The sequence below is a fragment of the Actinoplanes sp. NPDC049681 genome, from assembly GCF_044465265.1.
In the GTDB taxonomy this organism is placed as follows: domain Bacteria; phylum Actinomycetota; class Actinomycetes; order Mycobacteriales; family Micromonosporaceae; genus Actinoplanes.
In genome coordinates, this window is record NZ_JBITLP010000003.1 from 656,298 (window position 1) to 678,010 (window position 21,713).

Sequence of the window (21,713 nt, forward strand, 5' to 3'; positions counted from 1 at the left end):
CGAGCCGGAGCCCGCCCAGCCCGAGCCCGCCGAGCCGGTGCCCGCCGAGCCGGAGCCCGCCCAGCCCGAGCCCGCCCACCCGGCGCCGGGCGAATCCCCGTGTCCGGGGAACGGCGGATCCGGCCCCGCGATCAGATCCCGCAACACATCGGGTGCCGACGGAGGATCGGCGCCGGGCCGCACGACCCAGTAATAAAAGGTGCCGCTCGCATGCCGGGAGGGTGGTGCCACCACGTAGCCGCCCGCCCCGCGCCAGTCGACGCCGGGCAGGAGGTGGACGCGGTTGCCGTACCCGAGGGGCGCGAACCAGAAATGCCAGCCTCCGCTGCCAGTGCGGACCTGGGGACCCACCGGCATGGCTCCGCCGAGGATGTGGCGCAGGCCGTGCCAGCCGGTGGGTGAGTCCACGTCGGCGACGTCCATGGCTGTGCCCGTACGCAATCCGATGTTGGCTTCCGGCCACCGCGACCACCACATCTCGATCCGGCGGGGGTCGACGGTCGCGTCGGTGAGGCCGTGCCGGAGCCGGGGGTGCTTGCCGGGCCGGTCGCAGTCCGGCCGCCCGCACGAGCAGGAGCCGTCTCGCGCGGGCGTGTGCACCGGCAGGACGGGGATTCCGTGCCGGGCGTACGCGAGAGCGGCGTCGAGCATCATTGGAACAAGTGTACGAGAGACTCGGGTGGTCCGCCTGGTTGTCCACAGGAGGTCCGGGCCTGTCAGGCGGCCAGCGTCTGCAGCACGTGCGCGATGTGGTGCGACGTGCTCCAGCCGATCCAGCTCGCCGGGCTGCCTCCGCCGCGCGCGCTGCGAGCGCGGGAGGCGATCTGGGCGTCTCCCCAGGAGAACCGGGCTCCTCGGGCGGGCCAGTGGGGTGAGTCGACCAGGGTTCGGCACAGGTCGTGGCAGCGGTCGTCGCTGCGGCCTCCGCGCCGGGCCCAGCGGTAGATCCACCAGTCGGTGTCCGCGGTGTAGCGCAGGGTCGGGAGCTGGCGGTGGCTGCTGCCGTTCCGGCGTACCGGGGAAGTGACGCCGTAGTCCGCATAGCCGACGCCCGGGTCGCTCAGCCGGGCCCACACCTGGGCGTCGAGGCGTCCCACGGTGACCGGCTCGTCGGTCGGCAGATCGTCCAGATTGGGCGGCATGGCGCCGGCCGCGACGGTGACCGAGCGCCACGGCATCGAGCGGGCCCAGCGCAGCACGAGCCGGGCGCGTTGCTCGAAGCGGTCCGCGTGCGCCGCGCATGCCGTCTCCGCGAGGTCGATGATCAGGTCGACGTGCTCGGGCTCGAGGCCGGCGCCGGCCAGCATGCGGGTGGTCTCGGTCGTGGCCTGCGCCGAGTTGCGGACGTCGACGTGGGGCTGAAGACGCAGGACCGCCCGCATCAGGTGCATGCGTGCGGCCAGGCCGTGCTCCACCAGGCGGCGGGGACTTTCGTACGCCCTGAGCACCGGCACCATCGCCACACCCAGCGCCGCGAGCCCCTCGGCAAGGTCGAGCGGTGGTGACACCAGCGGGTCCCGGGGGTCCGGCACCGCGCTGAGGTCGACGGCGATCACGCCGGTGCGGGGCGGCAGCTGCCGGACGAGCTGGGGGAGCCGATCCACCGGGGAGACCTCGACGATCGGGGTGACCCGCCGGGCCGCGGCCGCGTCGAGGTGGTGCAGGGCGGCCATCTCGCCGCGGCGGGGACGGAGGATGGGGCGGTACACGCCATCCTCCGTGATCTCCGGCCGGGTGAATACCGTCATTCACTCAAAGTAGCGAAATATGACGCTCTCGTGTCGATGCAGAGTCCATTCCCCACTTCGGGGGAAGTTGCGTCTCCCGTATTGTGTCGGACTCCCCGGATACGGTGGGCGCCGTGACCGCGACACCACCACCGGAAACCCCTGCCGCCGAGGCGGCCCGGGTCGTCGACGCCGTGCTGCGCGACCTGGCGACGTCGGAGCATCGCGGCGTCGTGGTCGACTCGCCGCCCGGCGCCGGCAAGAGCACGCTGGTGGTCAAGGCGGCCGGGGTGCTCGCCGCCACCGGTGCCCCGCTGATGATCGTCGCCCAGACCAACGAGCAGGTGGACGACCTCATCGCCCGCCTCGGGACGGCGTCGCCGGAGCTCGGGGTGGGCCGCCTGTCGGCGGTGGACTACGCGGCGACCGAGCGGGTCCGGTCCCACCCGTCGTGCCGGGTCGCGGCCAAGGTCGCCGACCTCGGCGGAGCACCGGTGACGATCGGCACGGCCGCCAAGTGGGCGACGGTCACCGACGGCACGTGGCCCTGGGCGATCGTCGACGAGGCCTACCAGATGCGCTCCGACGCCCTGCTCCGCGTCGCGCCCCGCTTCGAACGGGCGCTCTTCGTCGGCGATCCCGGCCAGCTCGACCCGTTCTCCACGGTGGAGGTGGACCGCTGGACCGGCCTTTCGTGGGACCCGATGCAGAGCGCTGTTGCGGTCCTGCTGCGGCACAACCCCGGCCTTCCGGTGCACCGCCTTCCGGTGTCCTGGCGCCTGCCCGCTTCCGCGGCCCCCGTCGTCGCCGAGGCGTTCTATCCGTTCACGGGATTCCGGTCCGGCACCGGCCCGGACGACCGGAGCCTCCGTTTCGCCGATTCGCAGGGCCCGGCCGAGCGGATCGACGAGATCCTGGACACCGCCGCGGCAACCGGCTGGGGCCTGTATGAACTGCCCGCGCGCTTCACCGTACGCACCGACGCGGAAGCTGCCGCAGCCTGCGCCGCGCTCGCCGCTCGAGCGCTGACCCGCGGCGGCGTCACCGCCTCCGAGTCGGGAACGGCTCCACTCACCGCCGACCGCATCGCCATCGGCGCGGCCCACCGGGACCAGGTCGCAGCGATCCGCTCCTTCCTCCCGTCCGAGGCGGCCGATGTCACGGTGGACACCGCGAACCGGCTCCAGGGCCGCGAGTACGACCTGACCGTCGTCCTGCATCCCCTCTCCGGCCGCCAGGACGCCACCGCCTTCCACCTGGAGTCGGGGCGGTTGTGCGTGCTGACGTCGCGGCACCGGCATGCGTGTGTCGTGGTGGCCCGCGCCGGGATCGCCGAGTTGCTGGACGCCCACCCGTCCACCGAGCCGGTTCACCTGGGCGTACCGGTGAAGTTCCCGGACGGCTGGGAGGCGAATCAGGCGATGCTCGCCCACCTGGCTCTGGTGCGCCGATGATCACTGTGCGTGGATGTTCGCATCGCTGTCACCCGCTCGAAATATGGACAGGATTCACTGTCAAATAGAGGACTGACTCGCGAGCCGACATGCAACTTGCATGCGCGATTCGCCGTGCAAGTTGCATGTTCGCGGGTCGCGGACCTGCTGCTCCAATGTCGCCGCAACGGTTTGACCGTCCTGCCGCATTTCATTCACGAACGTTTCTGAGATCTCGCGGGAATCCTCTTCCTGTCGATCTCCGGAGATGCAACTCTTCTAGCCAGACGTAGCGCCAGCGACACGGACGGTGGTGGTACCGAATGCGTCCAGACGTTCTTGTCGGTCCGAGCGACTGGGTTGTCGAGCAGTTCGGTGACAAGGTCGCCGCCGAGCTCTGGACCCGGGTTCCCGAGGCGTTGAGCACGGCGATCGAGCGTGAGGTCACCGCGCATCCCTCGACGGCTCAGACCGCGGAACGAGTCATCGCCAACCCGCGCTGGCCCCTGCCGTACGAGGAACTGGTCCTCTTTCTCGGCACCCTGCCCGGCGCCGAGATCATCAGCGTGCCCAAGTCGGTCTACCAGCTCGTGGTCATCAACGGTCACGTGGTCGTGCCCTGGTGTTACGGCCAGTCGGCGCGGGACTCGATGCGCGACGCGCCTGTCGGCCGCTCCTTCGGCCGTCTCGCCCGGGAGCTGCTGCGCCGCTTCGGCCCGCCGTGGCGTCGTCCCCAGGCCGAGTACCCGCTCCCGCTCGACGCCGTCGACGAGCGCGAGGTTGCCAAGATCTGCGCCGCCATCGCCCGCATCGTGCCGACGCCGGAAGTGGTGATCGCCGGCTTCGCAGGCGCACCCAACCTGGGTCTGCTGCGCGCCTGCCTCGGGGAGATCAAGTCGACCGACAACGGCTCGCTCAACTGGAGCCACGTCGACGACCTACCGCTGCCGCCGCCGGTGATCCCGCGCCCGCGTCGCATGCGGTTCCCCTGATCCGCGTCGCGCCGGTGCCGTGTGCCCCGGTGGGCCGGGAGAATGCCGGCATGGCGCTGGCTGACTTCGTACGGTATCCGCTGCTGTTCGGGCCCTCACCCGTGCACCGGCTCGAACGGCTGACCCGCCACCTCGGCGGCGCCGAGCTGTGGGCCAAGCGCGAGGACTGCAACTCGGGCATCGCGTACGGCGGCAACAAGACGCGCAAACTCGAGTACCTCGTCGCCGAGGCGCTCGAGCAGGGCTGCGACACGCTGGTGTCCATCGGCGGCGTGCAGTCCAACCACACGCGGCAGGTCGCGGCCGTCGCGGCGTACGCCGGGCTCAAGTGCGTCCTCATCCAGGAGAGCTGGGTCGACTGGCCGGACAGCGTCTACGACAAGGTCGGCAACATCCTCGTCAGCCGGCTCGCCGGCGCCGACGTGCGGCTGGTGCGGGCCGGCTTCGGCATCGGCTTCAAGGAGAGCTGGGACCGCGCGCTGGCCGAGGTGAAGGAGGCGGGCGGGAAGCCGTACGCGATCCCGGCCGGCGCCTCCGACCACCGCCTCGGCGGCCTCGGCTTCGCGAACTGGGCGAAAGAGGTGGCCGACCAGGAGGCCGAGCTGGGCGTCTTCTTCGACACCATCGTCGTGTGCTCGGTCACCGGCAGCACCCAGGCCGGCATGATCGCGGGCTTCGCGGCGCTCGGCGACGACCGGCCGCGGCGGGTGCTCGGCATCGACGGCTCGGCGAAGCCGGCGGAGACGTGGGCCCAGGTGGCCCGGATCGCCCGCGCCACGGCAACGCTCATCGGCGTCGGGCGCGAGCTGCGCGACGACGAGATCCTGCTGGACGACCGCTACCACGCCGGCACGTACGGCATCCCGGACGAGGCCACTGTGGACGCGATGCGGCTGGCGGCCCGGACCGAGGGCATGGTCACGGACCCGGTCTACGAGGGCAAGTCGATGGCCGCGCTGATCGACCTGGTCCGGCGCGGCGAGATCCCGGCGTCCGCGACCGTTCTGTACGCGCACCTCGGCGGCCAGCCGGCACTCAACGCGTACAGCGCCATCGTGACCTGACCCGGGCAGGGACGCAACGGTGGCCGTTTCGCCATCTGTCGGTCGGGAGTGGACAGCTGGTTCCCTCTCTCGTATGCAACGAAGAATGCTTCTCGTCAGCGGCGGCGCGGCCGTGGCCGGCATGCTGGTCGCGGGCAGGGCGTCGGCTCTTCCCGCGGTCGACATGGAAATGGTGCTGCTTGCCGCCCAGGTCGACCCGCCCAAGGACGGCACCGGCACCACCTCCGGCGCCGCCGCGCACGTGCTGGAGGTCGAGCGGGCCCTGCAGGCCAAGGGCCTGCTCGCGGCCGATGCGGTGGACGGTCACTACGGGACGTCCACCATCGCCGCCTACGCCGCCTGGCAACGGTCGCTCGGCTACTCGGGGATCGATGCGAACGGCATCCCGGGCGCCACCTCGCTGGCCAAGCTCGGGAGTGGCCGCTTCACGGTGACCAGGACGGTCTCGGCCGGCTCGCGGACCAGCACGTACGGCGGCAAGCGCGTCGACGGCCGTACGGGGGACATGCTCGCCGCGGCTGACGCGATGCTCAGCTGGAACCTCACGCTCGACCAGGGCTCGTACAGCACGTCGGATCCCACGTCCGCCGGTACGCACGACGGCGGCGGGGTGGTCGACGTCTCGGTGGGGAGCTTGTCCTCGACGCAGCGCTGGGAGACGGTGCGTGCGCTGCGTACGGTCGGGTTCGCCGCGTGGTTGCGTACGCCGTCGCAGGGGTCGTGGCCGTACCACATCCATGCCGTCGCGGTTTCCGACCCGGATCTGGCGAAGCCGGCCGCCGATCAGGTCCACGACTACTACTTCGGGAAGAACGGGCTCGCCAACCACGCCCCCGATGACACGCCCAGCGCCTACCGGGCGGCGTTCACGTGGTGGGAGAAGTACGCGCGGAGCTGACGGGCGGCGTACATCGGATAACCTGCGAAGAATGCCCGAGCCTGAGTCGCCCACCGTCATCCGGGACCGGGCCGTCTCCGTCGCCGACTATCTGCTGGCCGTGCGCGCGCAGATGGAACGGCCGGCTCGCACCGTGCCCGCGGAGGCGCACTGGCTCGACGCTCTGCCCGGGCATCCCGCATGTCAGAGCGGTCCGGCGGCCGACGGCACGACGTGGCTGCGGGTGGGTCTGCCGGACCTGCCCGGCCCGCCGCCGGTCCCGGCCGAGTTGCGCCGCCGGCTCAACGACGCGGGCGGCGAGATCGGGGCAGCGGCGGGCGACGAGCCGGTGGTGGAGGCGGAGGAGCCCGACGACGGGTTCGCGGCCTGGCGGGACGAGGTGTGGCGGCCGTGGTCGTTGCTGAGCCGCGGCGCCGAGCAGACCCGTACCCTGCATCGGCAGCTCTTCGATCTGATGCACCAGGTCGACATGAGCGCAGCCACCACCGAGCTCGTGTGGGGGCACGGCATCCTGGACACGGTCGTCGACGGCCAGCGGGTGCGCTATCCGCTGGTCGCGACGCCGGTGATCATCGAGTACGAGCCGGACCGGTCCCTGATCACGGTCTCCCCGCAGGGGCCGTCCCGGCTGCAGACCGACGCGCTGGCCGGCCTCGACGAGCGCTATCTGGCGCAGCTGCTCGCCCTGGCCGGGCCGGCGGGCACCCTCGAGGTGGACCTCTGGGACGACCTGGAGCGGCGGGAGCTGTTCGAGCGGGCGCTGGGCCGGCTCGGCTACGACCGGGTCGTCGCCCGGCCCGGTGACCAGGTGGCCGGTCCGCACATCGTCGACACCGGCGTCCTCTTCGCGCGGCCGAAGCAGCGGCTGCTGCGCGGGTTCCTGGAGAGCCTGCGTGACCGCCTGCTGGCCGGCGACACCGCGAGCGTCGGCGCGCTCGCGGCGATCGTGGCGCACGAGCCGAGCCGGCTCGAGATGCCCGGCGACCGACCGGAGGACTGGCATCGGGTGGGGGAGCGGCTGCTCATGCCGCTGCCGACCAACGAGGCGCAGGAGTCGATCGCCCGGCGGCTGGCCCACCACCGCAACGTCGCCGTCCAGGGCCCGCCCGGCACCGGCAAGACCCACACGATCCGCAACCTGATCTGCCATCTGATGGCCAACGGCAAGCGGGTGCTCGTCGTCGCGCAGAAGGAGGATCCGCTGCGGGTGCTCCGCGACGGGCTGCCCGAGCAGGTCCGGGCCCTCTGCCTGGCGGTGCTGGGGCGTACGACCGACCAGCTCGTGCAGCTGCAGCTCGCCGCCCGGGAGCTCTCCGACCGGGCCGCCACCCTGGACAAGGCCGCCGAGGCCGCCCGGGTCGAGCGGCTCACCGGCCGGCTGGAGGAGGCCGAGCGGGAGCTGGCCCGGGCGCTGGGCGGCCTGCGGGCCATCGCCCAGAGCGAGTCGGCCACGTACCGTCTCGACGACGTCGACCTCTCGCCCGCCGACGTGGGTTCCTGGCTGCGGGAACGGGCGGCCGCCCACGGCGGCATCCCGGACGCCGTCGATCCGCTGGATCCGCCGCCGCTGGGCGCCGACGAGTTCGCCGTGCTGCTCGAGCTCGCCGCGTCCCTCGCACCGGCGGACCGGGCCGCGGCGTTGCGCGATCTGCCCGACGTCGCGTCGCTGCCCGACGCGGCGCAGGCGAAACAGGACCGGGCCGACCGGGCGGCGGCCGCGGAGCGGGTGTCGCGCTTGGAGGCGGCCGGCGTCGACCCCGATTCGGTACGGGCACACGGCTCGAAAGCCCTGGCTGACCTGCTCGACGGGCTCCGGGACGCGGTCGCGTGGCTGCACCGGCGCGAAGGCACCTGGACCGACCGGCTCGGCCGCCTGCTCGCCGACCCGCACTGGGCCACCGTGTGGGCCGACCACGTCACCGCCACCGAGGAGCTCCAGCGGTCCCTGGCCGACCTGACCCGCCGCCTCGCCGGGCACCGGGTCGCCGCGCCGCCGTCGCTCACCGCCGAACCCCGACGGCTGCTGGCCAGCCTCGCCGAGGTGCGGGAACGGTTCGCGGCCGGCAAGGGCCTCCACCGGCTGCTCCAGGCGTCCCTGTGGAAGGTCGCCGACGAGGTACGCGTCGACGGCGAGCCGCTGCGTAGCGCCGACGACGTCGACATCGCCGTCGCCTGGGTCGAGCGCGCGCGGGCGCAGCGCCGGCTGGGCGAGCACTGGTCGGAGTGGATCCAGCGCCTGGCCATCCCGCCGCGCGAGGGCGATCCGGAGGTATGGGCGGGTGGGCTGCTCGCCGACGCCGCACAGTCGCTGGGCTGGGACGCCCGCCAGTGGCCCGAGCTGTCCGCCCGGCTTGCTGTGCTCGTACCTCAGGAAGACCTTGAGCTGGATGCGGCCCGGCTGGCGGAGATCTCGGAGCTCCTCGACGACAGCCCGGTGGTCCTGGAACTGGACCGGCTGGACGCCGCCGACCGCGCGGTGGCCGACGCCCTCGCGCCCTGGCCGCGGCTGGCCGCGGCCTGGCGGACGCTGGACGGCTGGGACGAGGCGCTGACCGAGACCCGCCGGTTGCTGGCCCTGCGCCCGGAGGTGTCCCGCTTCCTCGAGCTGCACGGGCGGCTCGCGGCGGTGGCGCCGGAGTGGGCGGCGCAGATCGCCGCCGGCCTGGTGCCGGCCGTTTCCGGGACCGCGTGCCTGCAGGCGTGGCAGTGGCGGCAGGCGCAGACCTGGTTCGACCAGGTGGTCGGCAGCGTCGACCCGGCGGTGCTGAACCGCCGCGTCGAACAGGGCCGCGAGAAGATCCGCAGGCTCACCGGCGAGCTGGTCGTCGCCTCCGCATGGCTCGAGGTGGCCCGCGCCCTCGACGACCGCCGCCGCGCGGCCCTGGCCGACTGGACCACCGCGCTACGCAAGATCGGCAAGGGCACCGGGCGCAGCGCCGCCGCCTGGCAGGCGCACGCCCAGCGGGCCATGGAGTCCGCCGTGGAGGCCGTACCGGTCTGGGTCATGTCGGTGGACCGGGCGATCGAGCAGTTCGCCGGCGGGGCCCGCTTCGACGTCGTCATCGTGGACGAGGCGTCGCAGGCCGACCTCTTCGCCCTGCCGGTGCTGTCGCTGGCGGAACGGGCCGTCGTGGTCGGCGACGACCAGCAGATCGGCCCCCAGCTCGGCTTCGTCGGCTCGGTCTCCGGCCTCATCCACAGCCATCTCGGGGACGTGCCGTCCGCCGAGCACTTCGATCCGGAGTCGTCGCTCTACGACCACGCGGTGCGCCGCTCGCCCGAGCGGATCCTGCTCACCGAGCACTTCCGGTGCGTACCGCAGATCATCGAGTTCTCGTCGCGGCACTACTACGACGGCAAGATCCAGCCGCTGCGCGCCGACCGGTCCGCCCTCGACCCGGTCAAGGCCGTCTTCGTCGCGGACGGCGTCCGGCAACCCCTCCCGACCTTCGGTGACGTCAACGTCGACGAGGCCGAGGCCCTGGTCGACCGGGTCGCGGCGATCGTGGCGGACCGGGCGTACAGGGGGAAGTCGATCGGCGTCATCAGCCTGCTGAGCAGCAGCGGCCAGGCGTCGTACCTGCTGTCGCGGCTGCGCGAGACCATCGGCGAGGACGAGATGGAGGCCCGCCGGCTGCGGGTCGGCGACGCGTACACGTTCCAGGGCGACGAACGCGACGTGGTCCTGGTGTCCATGGTGGTCTCCGACAACGACGGCCGCGTCGCGGCCTTCACCAAGCGCGAATACCACCGCCGGATCAACGTCGCCGCCTCCCGCGCCCGGGACCAACTCTGGATCTTCCATTCGGTACGCCCGCAGTCCCTGCACGCCGACGACGCCCGCGCGCTGCTGCTGAACTACGCCCTGAACCTCACCGCGTTCGGCGCGCAGGCAGACGCCGACATCCTCTGCGAGAGCGACTTCGAACGGGAGGTCCTGCGCCGCATGGTGGCCCGCGGATACCGGCCGACGCCGCAGTTCCGCATCGGCGGTTACCGCATCGACTTCGTGCTCAACGCCCCGGGCGGACGGCGGCTGGCGGTGGAGTGCGACGGGGACGCGTACCACGGGCCGGAGCAGTGGGAGAGCGACATGCGCCGGCAGGCGGTGCTGGAGCGGGTCGGCAACTGTGTCTTCGTCCGCATCCGGGGAAGCATCTTCGCCCGCGAACCGGAGGCCGCGCTGCGACCGCTCTGGCAGCGCATCGAGGAGCTGGGGATCACGCCGTTCGTGGACCGAAGCGACGCCGGTACGACGTCGGGGTCAGGCCCGTCTCCCGGCGCATCAGCGCGCGGAGATTAGTCGCTGTCCCCAGGCCGGTGCGGCGGGCCACCACGTCCAGCCGGGTCTCGCCGCGTTCGATCAGGCGGCGGGCCAGCGTGACGCGTTCGCCGGTGAGCCAGGCCAGCGGGGTCGTGCCCAGTTCGGCGCGGAAGCGGCGATGCAGGGTGGCCGGGCTCACCGCCGCCTGAGCGGCCAGGTCGGCGACCGTGAGCGGGTGATCGAGCCGTTCCTGGGCCCAGGCCAGGACGGGCGCCAGCGAGTCGTCCGGGATGCGGGGGACGGGACGCTCGACGAACTGGCGCTGGCCGCCGTCGCGGTGGGCGGCGAAGACCAGGCGGCGGCTGACCGCGTTGGCCACCTCGGCGCCGTGGTCGCGGCGGACGACGTGCAGGCCCAGGTCGAGGGCGGCCGCGCTGCCGGCGGACGTGAGGATGTCGCCGTCGTCGACGAACAGTACGTCGGGTTCGAGCCGTACCTGGGGGAAGCGGGACCGGAACGCGTCCGCCCACTGCCAGTGGGCCGTGGCGCGTCGGCCGTCGAGCACACCGGCCTCGGCGAGGGTGAACGCTCCGCTGCAGAAGCCGATGAGGCGGGCGCCGCGGGCGTGGGCGCGGCGGATCGCCGCCAGGACCGCGGGGCGGCGGGGCGTCTCGACGTCCGGGCGGTTCGGGACGATCACCGTGTCCGCGTCGTCGACCGCCCGCAGGGGCGCCACCCCGGTGAGCGTGAAGAAGCCGTCGCGCATCCGGGTGCGGGGGGCGGCCGCGCACAGGCGGAAGTTGTAGAGGAGGCGGCCGATCTCGGGGCGGCGCAGGCCGAACACCTCGGTGGCGCAGCCGAGCTCGAACGGGTTCGAGTTCTCGTCCACCAGCACGACGACGCGGTGCAAGGATCCTTGCGACATGTGCGATTCCTAGCACTCACCACGTACCCGGGGAAGGGGCGACGATCGGGGGGTGAGCGAACCGATCTCCCTGACCGGGGCCCTGGCGTCCTTCGACGCTCTCTGGAGCCCGCGCATCGTGACCACGGTGAACGACTACGACGTACGCATCGCCAAGGTGCAGGGTGAGCACGTCTGGCACACGCACGACCACACGGACGAGTTCTTCCTCGTCCTCGACGGCGAGCTGCAGATCGCCCTGCGCGAAGGGGTGGTGACCCTCCGCCGCGGCGACGTCTTCACCGTGCCGCGCGGGGTGGAGCACCGGCCTTCGTCAGCCGCCGGCGCGGCGATTCTGATGTTCGAGCCGTCCGGGACGCTCACCGTGGGCGACCGGCACGACGGCGTCCCGGATCACGTCGACGCCACCACGGGCCACCCGCTCTAGACAGCTGCCTCCTCGGCGGGCTCGATGCGGGCCTTGAGGCCGGAGTGCTCCGCGAGCAGGCTCAGGAGCGCCGGACCGTCGAGCAGCTCGATGGGCCGGCCCCTGACCGCCTCCTGGGCCTCCTGCTCAAAGCCGTCCGTGGCCACCAGGACGCCTTTCGTGGCGCCTGCCTCGGTCACGGCGGCAACCAGTGCCGTTGCGGTGGCCGCGTCCACGGTTCTGCCGCGTACCGCCTGGATCACGACCTGGCCGCCGAACAGCGGCCGCGGGTCGGTGGCCCGCCACCGGCCGTCCTCGGCGGCGCCGACCGCCAGGCCCATGTTGCCGAACAGGTCGGCGATCGTCTGCTCCCACTCCCCGGCGGCCATCGTCGCGAGGTTGGGACGCTGGTCGATGTCGGCCAGGACGTTGAACTCCTGCGTGAAGTCGCGGTCCGCCTCCCGGTCGAAGTCCACCACCGGGTCCACGCCGTCCAGCTGATCCGGCGTGCCGGAGAGGCCCGCCTGCAGGTGCTTGAGGCAGGCGATCGGGTCGACGCGGCGCAGCTTGATCGCGGCGAAGGTGTCCCGGTCGGTGCGCAGCGAGACCAGGCAGGGCCGCACGAAGAGCCCGGTACGCCGGTCGATCGTGTCCACGATGCCGTTGAAGAGCACCTCCCGGACCAGCCCGCCGCGGTCGGCCTCGATGATCTCGTGGACGGTCCGCAGCGCCACCATGGAGATGATCTCCGTGTAGCGGCGGCGGATCTCGTCGTCGTCGCGCGGCACCGCCAGCAGGTCGTCGCGGACCCGGTCGTAGCGGTACTCCTTGACCACCGGGATCACCTCGACCGGCGGGAGGTGGTACTCGACCAGGAGGTGCTGCTTCTTCGGCAGGTACGCGAGCCGGAAGTGCTGAGGGAAGTCGTCCGGGTACACGGAGTTGCCGAGCACCATCGCGAAGTACTCGACCACCGCCGTGGGGTTGGCGCTCGCGACGGCCGCGGCGAACCGGTCCACCTCCGCGTTGTACTCGAGCAGCTTCGCTTCATGACGGCGGCGGTTCTCCTCGTACTGCCGGCGGCGTGCCTCGAGCTGGCGGGTGCGGCGCCGCTCGCCCTCTGCCCACTGCGCCTTCGCCTCCTCGAACGCCTGCCGCGCCTGGGCGAGCTGCTGCTGGTGGAGGCGCTCGCCGCCGAGGATCTTGCCGACGCCGCGGGGCTCCGGCGGGGCGTAGCTCTGCCAGGACGGCTCCGGCGCCGGGCGGCCCAGCCGTCCCGGGTCGAACGCGGGCACGGCGATCGGCTTCTTGAACCGGTCGAGATCGATGTGGTCGTCCACGTCCAGCGTGGACAGCAGCAGCGCGTCGAGGTCCGACAGCCGTGCCCTGAGGTCCGCGTTCGCGGCGGCGGCGTCGGCGCTGCGGGCCTCCGCGTACAGCCTGCGGTGCTCGCGTTGCCGTTCGGCGTCGGCAGCGGCCTGCTGCGCCGCGGCGATCGCCAGGTCCGCGTTGCGCCGGATCAGCTGGCGTTGCTGGGCCGCGGCCGTACGCGCCCGTTGCTCGGCGGCCGCCTGCGTCGCGTGCGCCCGCTGCATGTCCCGAATGATGCCCATGCGTGGTCCTCGCTCACGTGTCCGAAGGGCCACCATATCCACCGTCTCGTGATCTCTTTACGGGGAGCACCGTCCCGGACGCGTTCGGTGCATGTTGATCGAGGTCGACGGGTAGGTGTCGCACATGGTTCCACTATCACCACTCGCAGTAACTGTCCGTCATGGACCCGGGGTCGCCGGCCGTGCGCCGGGACCGTCGGCCGATCGGCTAATTTCACCGTCTGAACGGCGGAGAACTGCCTGTTCGCTGTTTTGTTGGGCGAGCTGCGAAAACATTCTCGCGGCCGCCCCCTGTTACCCGGAGCGGTAACGGGTCGTAATAGGTCAGGGGCATCATCGCGGCAGGACGGGAGGTGACGGCTGCACATGACAGCACCGGACGAACGTTTTCCGCGTCCGCGCGCGTTGCGCGACCGGCTCTCCCGGCGTCCCCGCCTCGGCCCCAACTCGGCGCCCAAGCGGCCCCATCTGCCGGAGTCGCGCATGCCCGCCGACGACGAGGTCTGGTTCACCTACACCGCCGACGGCGACCGGATCATCTGGTCCGAAGGGCTCGCGGCGCTGCTCGGCCGGCCACCGAAGGGCGACGAGCTGAGCCGTCAGCTCCTGGCCCGGCACGTGCACCGCGACGATCACGCGAAGGCGCTGGGCTCCATCACCCGGGCCTGGACCGCGCGCGAGCCGGTGCGCACCACCGTGCGCCTGATGCGCGCCGACGGCGGCTGGTTCGACGTGGACTGCCGCCTCGAGCCCATCGCCGGCCCTGATGGCACGGTCAGTGGCGTCCGAGGCGCGCTGCGTGACGTCTCGGCGCGCGAGCGGGCCCGCCGCGAAGTGGCGCGCCTGACCCGCCGGGGCGAGACCGTCCAGGCCTCCATCATCGACCCCGACCCGGCGACCGGGTTGCTCACCCGCGCCCGGTTCGCCGACGAGATCGACCGCGCGCAGCGCAGCGGCGGGGGAGCGTTGCTGATCGTGCGCGTGGAACCCGACCGGACCGACGGCGTGCGCTTCGACGCCAACGCCGATCTGCTGCACCGGGCTGCGCGCGTACTCGAAGGGCTGGTCCGGCCGGACGACCTGCTGGGCCGCGTCGGCCCGAACGAGATCGGGGTGCTGCTGCCCGGCGCCTCCTGGGTCATGGCCCGCCGCCAGGCGGACCTCTTCGTCGAGGCGCTCCGCAGCCAGGCGTTCGTCCTGCCCGACGCATGGGTGCGCGCCCGCGCCTGGGCCGGCCTGGTGCGCTTCCGCCCGGACGGCGACGCGGGCAGCCACGACCTCCTCATCGACGCGGAACACGCGTGGCGGCAGGCCCGCGAGGGCGACCGGCCCCTGACCCTCATCGCCGACCCGGTGCCGGCGAAGGACCGGCAGGGCTCCTACCGCAACCGGGTCGCCGACGCCCTCGGCACCGACCGGTTCACCCTCTTCGCGCAGCCCATCCTCGAGCTGCAGACCAACCTGGTGCTGCGCCACGAGCTGCTGCTGCGCGTCCTGGACGAGAACGGCAACCCCCAGTCGCCGATCCACGTGCTCGACACGGCGGAGCGCCTCGACGCCGTCTACGACATCGACCTGTGGGTGGTCGAGCGGGCGATGGAGGTCGCGGCGACGCTGCCCGCGCAGGCATTCCAGATCAACCTCTCCGGGCGTACGGTGGGCGATCCGCGCCTGACCGCGGAGGTCGAGGCCTTGATCGACCGGTACGCGGTGAACCCCGAGCAGCTCACGTTCGAGATCACCGAGACGGCGCTGATCGGCAACCTGAGCGAGGCCCGCAACTTCGCCGACCGCATCCGCGACCTGGGCTGCCAGCTGGCGCTCGACGACTTCGGCTCCGGGTACGCGTCGTTCCGCTACCTGCGGCTGTTCCCGATCGACCTGGTCAAGATCGACGGCGAGTACGTCCGCGACCTCGTGCACAGCCCGCAGGACCAGGTGCTGGTGCAGGCGCTGGTGCAGGTCTGCCAGGCGTACGGGATCCACACGGTGGCCGAGTTCGTGCAGGACGAGGCGACGTTGCGGATGCTGCGGGAGTTCGGGGTCGATTTCGCCCAGGGCTACCTCATCGGCCGGCCCGAGCCGGTATCGGCATTGGGCCCGGTGCCCCGCCTGCGGCGGTCCTGACCGGCGCCGCCGGGGGATTGCCGACCCGGGCTTGCGGGTAACGGGCCAGGCATGGAGCACTACACGATCGCCACCGTTGCCGAGAAGAGTCCGGATTTCCGCCGTGTGCTGTGGACCGGCAAGCACACCCAGCTCGTGATCATGACGATCCCGCCGGGCGGCGAGATCGGCGAGGAGGTCCACGAGGTGGACCAGATCCTGACGTTCGTGAGTGGCACCGGCGAGGCCAAGGTCAGCGGCCAGACCCGCAAGGTCAACCAGGGTGACCTCGTGGTGGTACCGGCCGGGCACAAGCACAATTTCGTGAACGCCGGCCCGAACCCGCTGGTGCTGTACACGGTCTACGGCCCGCCGGAGCACGCGGAGGGCGCGGTCCACAAGACCAAGGAGCAGGCGGACAAGCTGGAAGAGGCCGGCAAGGACGAGCCCCCGCAGTCCTGAGTTCTGGTGCGCCGGGATCGGCCGAGCCCCCAGCGGCCGATCCGGGCGGCAGGTCACTAACCTGCAGCCATGGAACAGCCACGGTGGTTGACGGACGAACAGCAGCAGGCGTGGCGCACATTCGTCGAGGTTCTCGTCAAGGTCCCGGCCGCGCTCGAGGGCCAGCTGCAGCGGGATGCGGGCGTGACCCACATGGGCTACCTCGTGCTCGCCACCCTCTCGGAGCGTACGGACCGCCGGCTCGCGATGAGTCGCCTGGCGAAGAAGGCGAGCGCCTCCCTCTCCCGCCTCTCCCACGTCGTGGCACGCCTCGAGGCCCAGGGGTGGGTACGCCGCGAGCGCGACCCGGAGGACGGCCGGGTGCAGATCGCCGTCCTGACCGACGAGGGCTACCGCAAGATCGTCGACTCCGCTCCCGGGCACGCGGAGGCGGTGCAGCAGCTCGTCTTCGACCGGCTGAGCCCGGCCCAGGTCCGTCAGCTGCAGAAGCTCTGCGAGTCGCTGCTGGAGAAGCCGGCCGAGGGCAGCTAGAAGCGCCCGCCACCTCCCCGGCGTCCGCCACCGCCACCACCGGTGCGACGGCCGCTGCCGCCGAAGCCACCGCCCCAGCCGCCGCCGACTCCGCCGCCGTGCGACCGGCCACCACCGGCCAGGATGCCGCCGAGGACGGCTCCGGCGAACGCGCCGGGGTCGAAGCCGCCCGAGCCGTATCCCCCCGGGCCGTACCCGGACCAGCTCTGCACGTCGGAGTGGGCCGCGCTGCTCGCCGCCATGGCGTGCTGCTGGGCCTGCTGAGCCTCCGCCACCGCCGTGACCGGGTCCGACTCCGCGAGGCTCTCCGCCAGGGCCAGATGCCGATGAGCCTCCGAGAGCGAGGCCCGCGCTCCGGTGCCGACGGCCCCGCGCCGGGTGGTGATGAAGTCGGTGGCGGTGGCCACCTCGGCCCTGGCCACCGGGAGCGCCTGGCTGAGCAGCCCACGAGCGCGAGCCGATCGTTCCGCGGCGTCGCGGGCCTCGGCGAGCGCGCGATCCAGCGCCGCGTCGGCGGCCTGCAGGGCGGCCACGGCGGCGACCGGGTCCGGCTTGTCGGCGGCGAGCCGGGTACGCACCTCGGCGACCGTCTGCTCGGCACCGGCGACCGCGGCGGCGAGCCCGGCCGAAGCCCCGCTCGGCGCGGCGCGGCCGGCGGCGATCTCGGACTCCAGCTCGGTGAGCAGCGAGCCGGCCGCGGAGCCGGCGTTCTCGAGGTCGGCGGCGGCGCGATGCACGCCCGCCACGAGCTGTTCCGCCTGCTGCACAGCCTGCTCGGCCGCCCGCACGGCGAGCGCCGCCTCGGCACGCCCGCCGCCCGTGGCGCTGTGACCACCTGCGACGCCTTCGCCGGTGGGAGCGCTCTGGCTGCCGCCTTCGCCGGCCGCCGCGCTTTCGCCGGCCGCCGCGCTTTCGCCGGCTGCGGCGCTTGGGCCGGTCGCGGTGCTTGGGCTGGCGGCCGCGCTCGGGCCGGCCGCCGTGTCGCTGCCTGATCCGGCTGTCTCGCCGGCCGACGCCAGGGCGGCACGTGCCCGGGCGACGGCATCCGTGGTGAACTGCAGCCGCTCCCGTGCCTGATCGACATTCCCGGAGACCGCGGTGACCGTCTGGCCCGCGTACCGCCGGCTCAGCTCTTCCGTCACCCGCGCGGCCTCCGGCAGGGCGGCCTCCACCGCGGCCCGGCGGCGTTCCACCTCGGTGGCCGCCTCCTCGGCGCGGCCCTCCAGGTCGCGGAGCCGGTCGAAGGCCTCCGACTCGGCGTCCAGTCGCTCGTCGGCACTCCGGCAACGGGCGATGATCTCCGCCAGCGTGCGGCGCCGGGCCTCGTCGTCCGGCGCCGGCTCCTCCTCCAGGGTCATCCGCAGCCGGAACGCCTCCGCCACGTCCGCCCGTGAGGCCGCCAGCGCCTCGGCGAAGCGGGCCGTCTCCGGCTCGCCGTACTGGGCCTTGGCCAGGGCCAGCTCGCTCCCGCTGGCCCGCAGGTCGTCGTCGAGCTCGAGCAGCAGGGCGTTCGCCTGGGCCGTGAGCTCCTCCAGCGACGGACCGGCGGGCGCCGGCGGACGCGCCCGCCGGCGGCGACGGCGCCACACCCACAGCAGCGCTCCGGCGATCACCAGCGCGAGAACGACGAAAACCCAGAGGTACGGGATGCCGTCGGTGGCGTCCGTGTAGCCGTCGGCCGCCGCGACGACCGCACCCGACCAGTCCGCTCTGGACAGGGCCGTTTCGATGTCCCGCTCGGCCACCCGCTCCAGCTCGGCGTCCGACATGCGGGGGTCGGGCGGGAACGAATACGCGTACGCCCGGTCGGTGGTCGCGACCGCCAGCAGGGCGTCGCGGTCTCCCAGGTCGCTGAGCTGGGCCGTCCGGTCCGTCCACTCCTGGGCGGGGACGCCGTCGAACGAGTCCACGAACACCACGAAGAGCTGGACCCCGGTCTTCTCGCGCAGACTGGCGAGCGCCCGGTCGACGGTCGCGCGGTCGGTGAGGACGCCGGCCTCGTCGGTCACCTGGGTCGCCAGCCGGGCCGGCGGATCCGCCCGGGCCGGGGCCGGGAGCAGCACGAGAGCGAGAACCAGCAGCAGTACGCGGCGGACGACGGTCACCCGGACACCGTAGATCCTCCGGCGCCTGATCGCGCCCGGCGCACCGCGGTGGCAAGGTGGTCGGCATGAGCCAGCGAGTCAACGGAGTCATCGCCCGGGCCAAGGGCGCACCCGTCGAGGTGACCACGATCGTCGTGCCGGATCCCGGGCCCGGCGAGGCCGTCGTGCGGGTCCAGGCGTGCGGGGTGTGCCACACCGATCTGCACTATCGCGAGGGCGGCATCAACGACGACTTTCCCTTCCTGCTCGGCCACGAGGCGGCGGGCGTCGTCGAGGCGGTCGGTGCCGGCGTCACCGACGTCGCCCCGGGTGACTTCGTCGTGCTGAACTGGCGTGCGGTCTGCGGCGACTGCCGGGCCTGCCGCAAGGGCAAGCCGTGGTACTGCTTCAACACCCACAACGCGGCACAGCGGATGACGCTGGAGGACGGCACCGAGCTGTCGCCCGCGCTGGGCATCGGCGCGTTCGTGGAGAAGACGCTGGTGCACGCCGGTCAGTGCACGAAGGTCGACCCGGCCGCCCGGCCCGCGGCGGTGGGCCTGCTCGGCTGTGGGGTGATGGCCGGCATCGGTGCGGCGATCAACACGGGTGGCGTCACCCGGGGCGACTCGGTGGCGGTCATCGGGTGCGGCGGCGTCGGCGACGGGGCCGTGGTGGGGGCGGCGCTCGCCGGGGCCACCACGATCATCGCGATCGACACCGACGATCAGAAGCTCGAGTGGGCGCGCAAGTTCGGTGCCACCCACACGGTCAACGCGCGCGGGACGGACGTGGTCGCCGCCGTGCAGGAGCTCACCGGTGGGAACGGCGCCGATGTCGTCGTGGAGGCGGTGGGCCGGCCGGAGACGTACAAGCAGGCCTTCTATGCCCGGGATCTGGCGGGCACGGTCGTGCTGGTGGGCGTGCCGACCCCGGAGATGACCATCGAGCTGCCGCTGCTCGACGTCTTCGGCCGCGGCGGGGCGCTCAAGAGCAGCTGGTACGGCGACTGCCTGCCCACCCGCGACTTCCCCATGCTGACCGAGCTGTACCTGCAGGGCCGCCTGGACCTGGACGCGTTCGTGACCGAGGAGATCCGCCTGGACGGGGTGGAGGACGCGTTCGCCAAGATGCACACGGGCGGCGTACTGCGCTCGGTGGTGATCTTCTGATGGGCGTACGCGTCGATCACGCGGTCACCAGCGGCACGTTCTCGCTCGACGGCGAGACGTTCGACGTGGACAACAACGTGTGGGTGGTCGGCGACGACACCGAGTGCGTGGTCGTCGACGCGCCTCACTCCGTACCGTCGATCATGCAGCTGGTGAACGGCCGCAAGGTCGTCGCGATCGTCCTCACCCACGCGCATGACGATCATGTCCGGGTCGCTCCGGAGCTGGCCGCGGAGACCGGGGCGCCGCTGCTGCTGCACCCCGCCGAGGACGTGCTGTGGAAGCTGACCCATCCGGGCGTGCCGATGCCGGCGCCGCTGAACGACGGCCAGGAGATCGCGGTGGCCGGCATCACCCTGCGCGTGCTGCACACGCCGGGGCACAGCCCGGGCGCCGTCTGCCTCTACGCACCGGCCCTGGGCTGCGTCTTCACGGGAGACACCCTGTTCCAGGGCGGGCCGGGCGCGACCGGCCGCTCCTACAGTGACCGGCCCACGATCGAGCAGTCGATCCGCAGCCGGCTGCTGACGCTGCCGCCCGAGACCGTCGTGCACACCGGTCACGGCCCGGACACGACGATCGCCGCGGAGAAGCTCTAGGCCGCTCGCGCGTAGGCGGGCACGGAACGGTCCGCGAGCAGGTCGAGGGCCAGGGCGGCGGTCCAGCTGAACGTCGGGGCGCCGATGCCCGCGCCGGTGTCCGGGTGGAAGTACTCGAAGTGCCCGGAGCGATGGACCAGCCGGACCATTGCCGTACGCAGGTCCTCGGCCTGGTCGCGATAGCCGTGCACCAGCATGCCGCGGCGCAGCAGCCAGTTGACGTTGATCCAGATCGGGCCGCGCCAGTAGCGCAGCGTGTCGAAGTCCGGCGCGGTCCGGTCGTAGCTGGGCACCGGCAGGCCCGTCGTCGCCGGCAGGCCGAACCGGGGTGACGCGGCCTCCGCCATGATCGCCTCGACCTGGTCGCGCGGCAGATCCGGCAGGAGGAGAGGCACCAGGCCGTTGATGCACCGGGCCGGACTGAGTTCTCCGGTACGCACATCGCGCGCGCGGAAGGTCGCGGTGCTGTCGTCGTACAGGTGCCGCGAGATCGCCTCGGTGATCCGACGCGCCCGCCGCCGGTGCGCCATCGGGTCGGCGCCGACCACCGCGGCGATGTGGACGAGGGCGAGTTCGGCGGCCGCCAGGATCGCATTGAAGGACGGGCACTCGACGACGAACGCGTGCCGCTGCGCCAGGTCGGTGTCCGCATAGCCGCCGTCGCGGTAGTCGAGGACCAGGTTCACGTAACGGGCGTAGTCCAGGTCGGTGGGCCGGTGCGCGGCGTCCGCGACCTCGATGTCCCGGCGCCGGAAACGCTCGAGCAGGCCGAGGTCCCCCGGTACGCGCGCCATCGCCGCATCCCACGAGGGGCTGTTGTCGAGGCCGGACTCCCACGGGTGCACGATGCTCGCCAGCCCGTTCCCGCCGGCGTCACGGCGCCGGGTCAGGTACTCCTGCTGTGCCACGAGCCGCGGGTAGAGCCACTTGAGCTGCTGAATGGCCTCGTGCGCGCACGCCGCCCCGTGCGAGGCGGCGCGCCGGTACACCGCCCAGGCGGCGACGGCGTGCAGCGGCGGCTGGACCAGCCCGGTGCTGCCCCGCGCGGGCCGGCCGCCGTACGCCGGAACGTCCCAGAAGCCCGGCCCGGGGAAGTAGTCCTCCTCGGCGGTCAGCGGGTCGAAGACGATGTGCGGTACGCGGCCGTCCGGCCACTGCGCCTCGAACAGGCTTCGCAGGTCGCGCCAGGCCCGGGTCGGGTTCACGTACGCGAGGCCGAGGGCGATGAAGGCGGCGTCCCAGCTCCACTGGTGGGGATACAGCCGGCGGGACGGGACCATGTGGTCCTGCGCCCAGTTGGTGTCGAGAACGGAAGCGGCGGACTTCCAGAGATCAGCAGACATGACGGGATTCACTACAGCGGTCGGGTCGGACGGGGACAAGTGCATCTTCGTATAGACCTTTCCGCTGCGGGCCGCGGCAAACCCCCCTCATCGG

Annotated in this window: 17 protein-coding genes; 11 read left to right on the forward strand and 6 right to left on the reverse strand. The window is 72.6% G+C overall.

Annotation, left to right across the window (positions count from 1 at the left end; all coding sequences use genetic code 11):
- A partial coding sequence (locus ACIBO8_RS12935) for a bifunctional DNA primase/polymerase (protein ID WP_396115326.1) occupies window positions 1–654 on the reverse strand: 654 nt, incomplete at its 3' end.
- Between the two features lie 62 nt (window positions 655–716).
- Complete coding sequence (locus ACIBO8_RS12940; protein ID WP_396115327.1) at window positions 717–1,748, reverse strand: beta family protein; 1,032 nt, start codon at window positions 1,746–1,748, stop codon at window positions 717–719.
- A gap of 113 nt (window positions 1,749–1,861) precedes the next feature.
- On the opposite strand from ACIBO8_RS12940, the gene ACIBO8_RS12945 reads away from it, so the two are divergent.
- The 5 genes from ACIBO8_RS12945 (at window position 1,862) to ACIBO8_RS12965 (ending at window position 10,417) form a co-directional block, all read left to right on the forward strand.
- Window positions 1,862–3,181, forward strand: a complete 1,320-nt coding sequence (locus tag ACIBO8_RS12945; RefSeq protein ID WP_396115328.1) for an AAA family ATPase — start codon at window positions 1,862–1,864, stop codon at window positions 3,179–3,181.
- 302 nt (window positions 3,182–3,483) lie between these two features.
- Complete coding sequence (locus ACIBO8_RS12950; protein ID WP_396115329.1) at window positions 3,484–4,152, forward strand: hypothetical protein; 669 nt, start codon at window positions 3,484–3,486, stop codon at window positions 4,150–4,152.
- A gap of 50 nt (window positions 4,153–4,202) precedes the next feature.
- Window positions 4,203–5,216 carry a 1-aminocyclopropane-1-carboxylate deaminase gene (locus ACIBO8_RS12955; protein WP_396115330.1) on the forward strand — a complete coding sequence of 338 codons (1,014 nt, stop codon included), beginning with the start codon at window positions 4,203–4,205 and terminating at the stop codon, window positions 5,214–5,216.
- Between the two features lie 85 nt (window positions 5,217–5,301).
- Entirely contained in the window at window positions 5,302–6,114 is an 813-nt protein-coding gene (locus ACIBO8_RS12960; RefSeq protein WP_396115331.1) for a peptidoglycan-binding protein, read from the forward strand.
- A gap of 31 nt (window positions 6,115–6,145) precedes the next feature.
- Window positions 6,146–10,417 (forward strand): AAA domain-containing protein, encoded by a 4,272-nt coding sequence (locus tag ACIBO8_RS12965; protein ID WP_396115332.1) that lies wholly within the window; start codon window positions 6,146–6,148, stop codon window positions 10,415–10,417.
- Here ACIBO8_RS12965 and ACIBO8_RS12970 read toward each other — a convergent pair.
- Window positions 10,335–11,303 (reverse strand): GlxA family transcriptional regulator, encoded by a 969-nt coding sequence (locus ACIBO8_RS12970; protein ID WP_396115333.1) that lies wholly within the window; start codon window positions 11,301–11,303, stop codon window positions 10,335–10,337. The two genes, ACIBO8_RS12965 and ACIBO8_RS12970, sit on opposite strands and share 83 nt — an antisense overlap.
- A 52-nt stretch (window positions 11,304–11,355) precedes the next feature.
- On the opposite strand from ACIBO8_RS12970, the gene ACIBO8_RS12975 reads away from it, so the two are divergent.
- A complete protein-coding gene (locus ACIBO8_RS12975; RefSeq protein WP_396115334.1) occupies window positions 11,356–11,730 on the forward strand; it encodes a cupin domain-containing protein in 375 nt (124 codons plus the stop codon).
- Here ACIBO8_RS12975 and ACIBO8_RS12980 read toward each other — a convergent pair.
- Window positions 11,727–13,322, reverse strand: coding sequence for a restriction endonuclease (locus tag ACIBO8_RS12980; RefSeq protein WP_396115335.1), 1,596 nt, complete (start codon window positions 13,320–13,322; stop codon window positions 11,727–11,729). The genes ACIBO8_RS12975 and ACIBO8_RS12980 overlap by 4 nt on opposite strands.
- A 366-nt stretch (window positions 13,323–13,688) precedes the next feature.
- Here ACIBO8_RS12980 and ACIBO8_RS12985 point away from each other — a divergent pair, with 366 nt between their 5' ends.
- The 3 genes from ACIBO8_RS12985 (at window position 13,689) to ACIBO8_RS12995 (ending at window position 16,421) form a co-directional block, all read left to right on the forward strand.
- The gene (locus ACIBO8_RS12985; protein ID WP_396115336.1) at window positions 13,689–15,449 is read left to right on the forward strand and encodes an EAL domain-containing protein; all 1,761 of its coding nucleotides are present in this window, start codon (window positions 13,689–13,691) and stop codon (window positions 15,447–15,449) included.
- 51 nt (window positions 15,450–15,500) lie between these two features.
- Window positions 15,501–15,890, forward strand: a complete 390-nt coding sequence (locus ACIBO8_RS12990) for a cupin domain-containing protein (RefSeq protein ID WP_396115337.1) — start codon at window positions 15,501–15,503, stop codon at window positions 15,888–15,890.
- Between the two features lie 69 nt (window positions 15,891–15,959).
- Entirely contained in the window at window positions 15,960–16,421 is a 462-nt protein-coding gene (locus ACIBO8_RS12995; RefSeq protein WP_396115338.1) for a MarR family winged helix-turn-helix transcriptional regulator, read from the forward strand.
- Here the strand turns inward: ACIBO8_RS12995 and ACIBO8_RS13000 are convergent.
- Window positions 16,418–18,526 (reverse strand): TPM domain-containing protein, encoded by a 2,109-nt coding sequence (locus tag ACIBO8_RS13000; RefSeq protein ID WP_396115339.1) that lies wholly within the window; start codon window positions 18,524–18,526, stop codon window positions 16,418–16,420. The genes ACIBO8_RS12995 and ACIBO8_RS13000 overlap by 4 nt on opposite strands.
- 65 nt (window positions 18,527–18,591) lie before the next feature.
- Here ACIBO8_RS13000 and ACIBO8_RS13005 point away from each other — a divergent pair, with 65 nt between their 5' ends.
- Together ACIBO8_RS13005 and ACIBO8_RS13010 are read left to right on the forward strand one after the other, a co-directional pair.
- Window positions 18,592–19,677 (forward strand): S-(hydroxymethyl)mycothiol dehydrogenase, encoded by a 1,086-nt coding sequence (locus tag ACIBO8_RS13005; RefSeq protein WP_396115340.1) that lies wholly within the window; start codon window positions 18,592–18,594, stop codon window positions 19,675–19,677.
- Window positions 19,677–20,276, forward strand: coding sequence for an MBL fold metallo-hydrolase (locus ACIBO8_RS13010; RefSeq protein WP_396115341.1), 600 nt, complete (start codon window positions 19,677–19,679; stop codon window positions 20,274–20,276). The genes ACIBO8_RS13005 and ACIBO8_RS13010 overlap by 1 nt, the downstream gene beginning before the upstream one ends.
- On the opposite strand, the gene ACIBO8_RS13015 is transcribed toward ACIBO8_RS13010, so the two are convergent.
- Window positions 20,273–21,619: an MGH1-like glycoside hydrolase domain-containing protein gene (locus ACIBO8_RS13015; RefSeq protein ID WP_396115342.1), complete on the reverse strand. Its 1,347-nt coding sequence runs from the start codon at window positions 21,617–21,619 to the stop codon at window positions 20,273–20,275. The two genes, ACIBO8_RS13010 and ACIBO8_RS13015, sit on opposite strands and share 4 nt — an antisense overlap.
- Between the last annotated feature and the right edge of the window lie 94 nt (window positions 21,620–21,713).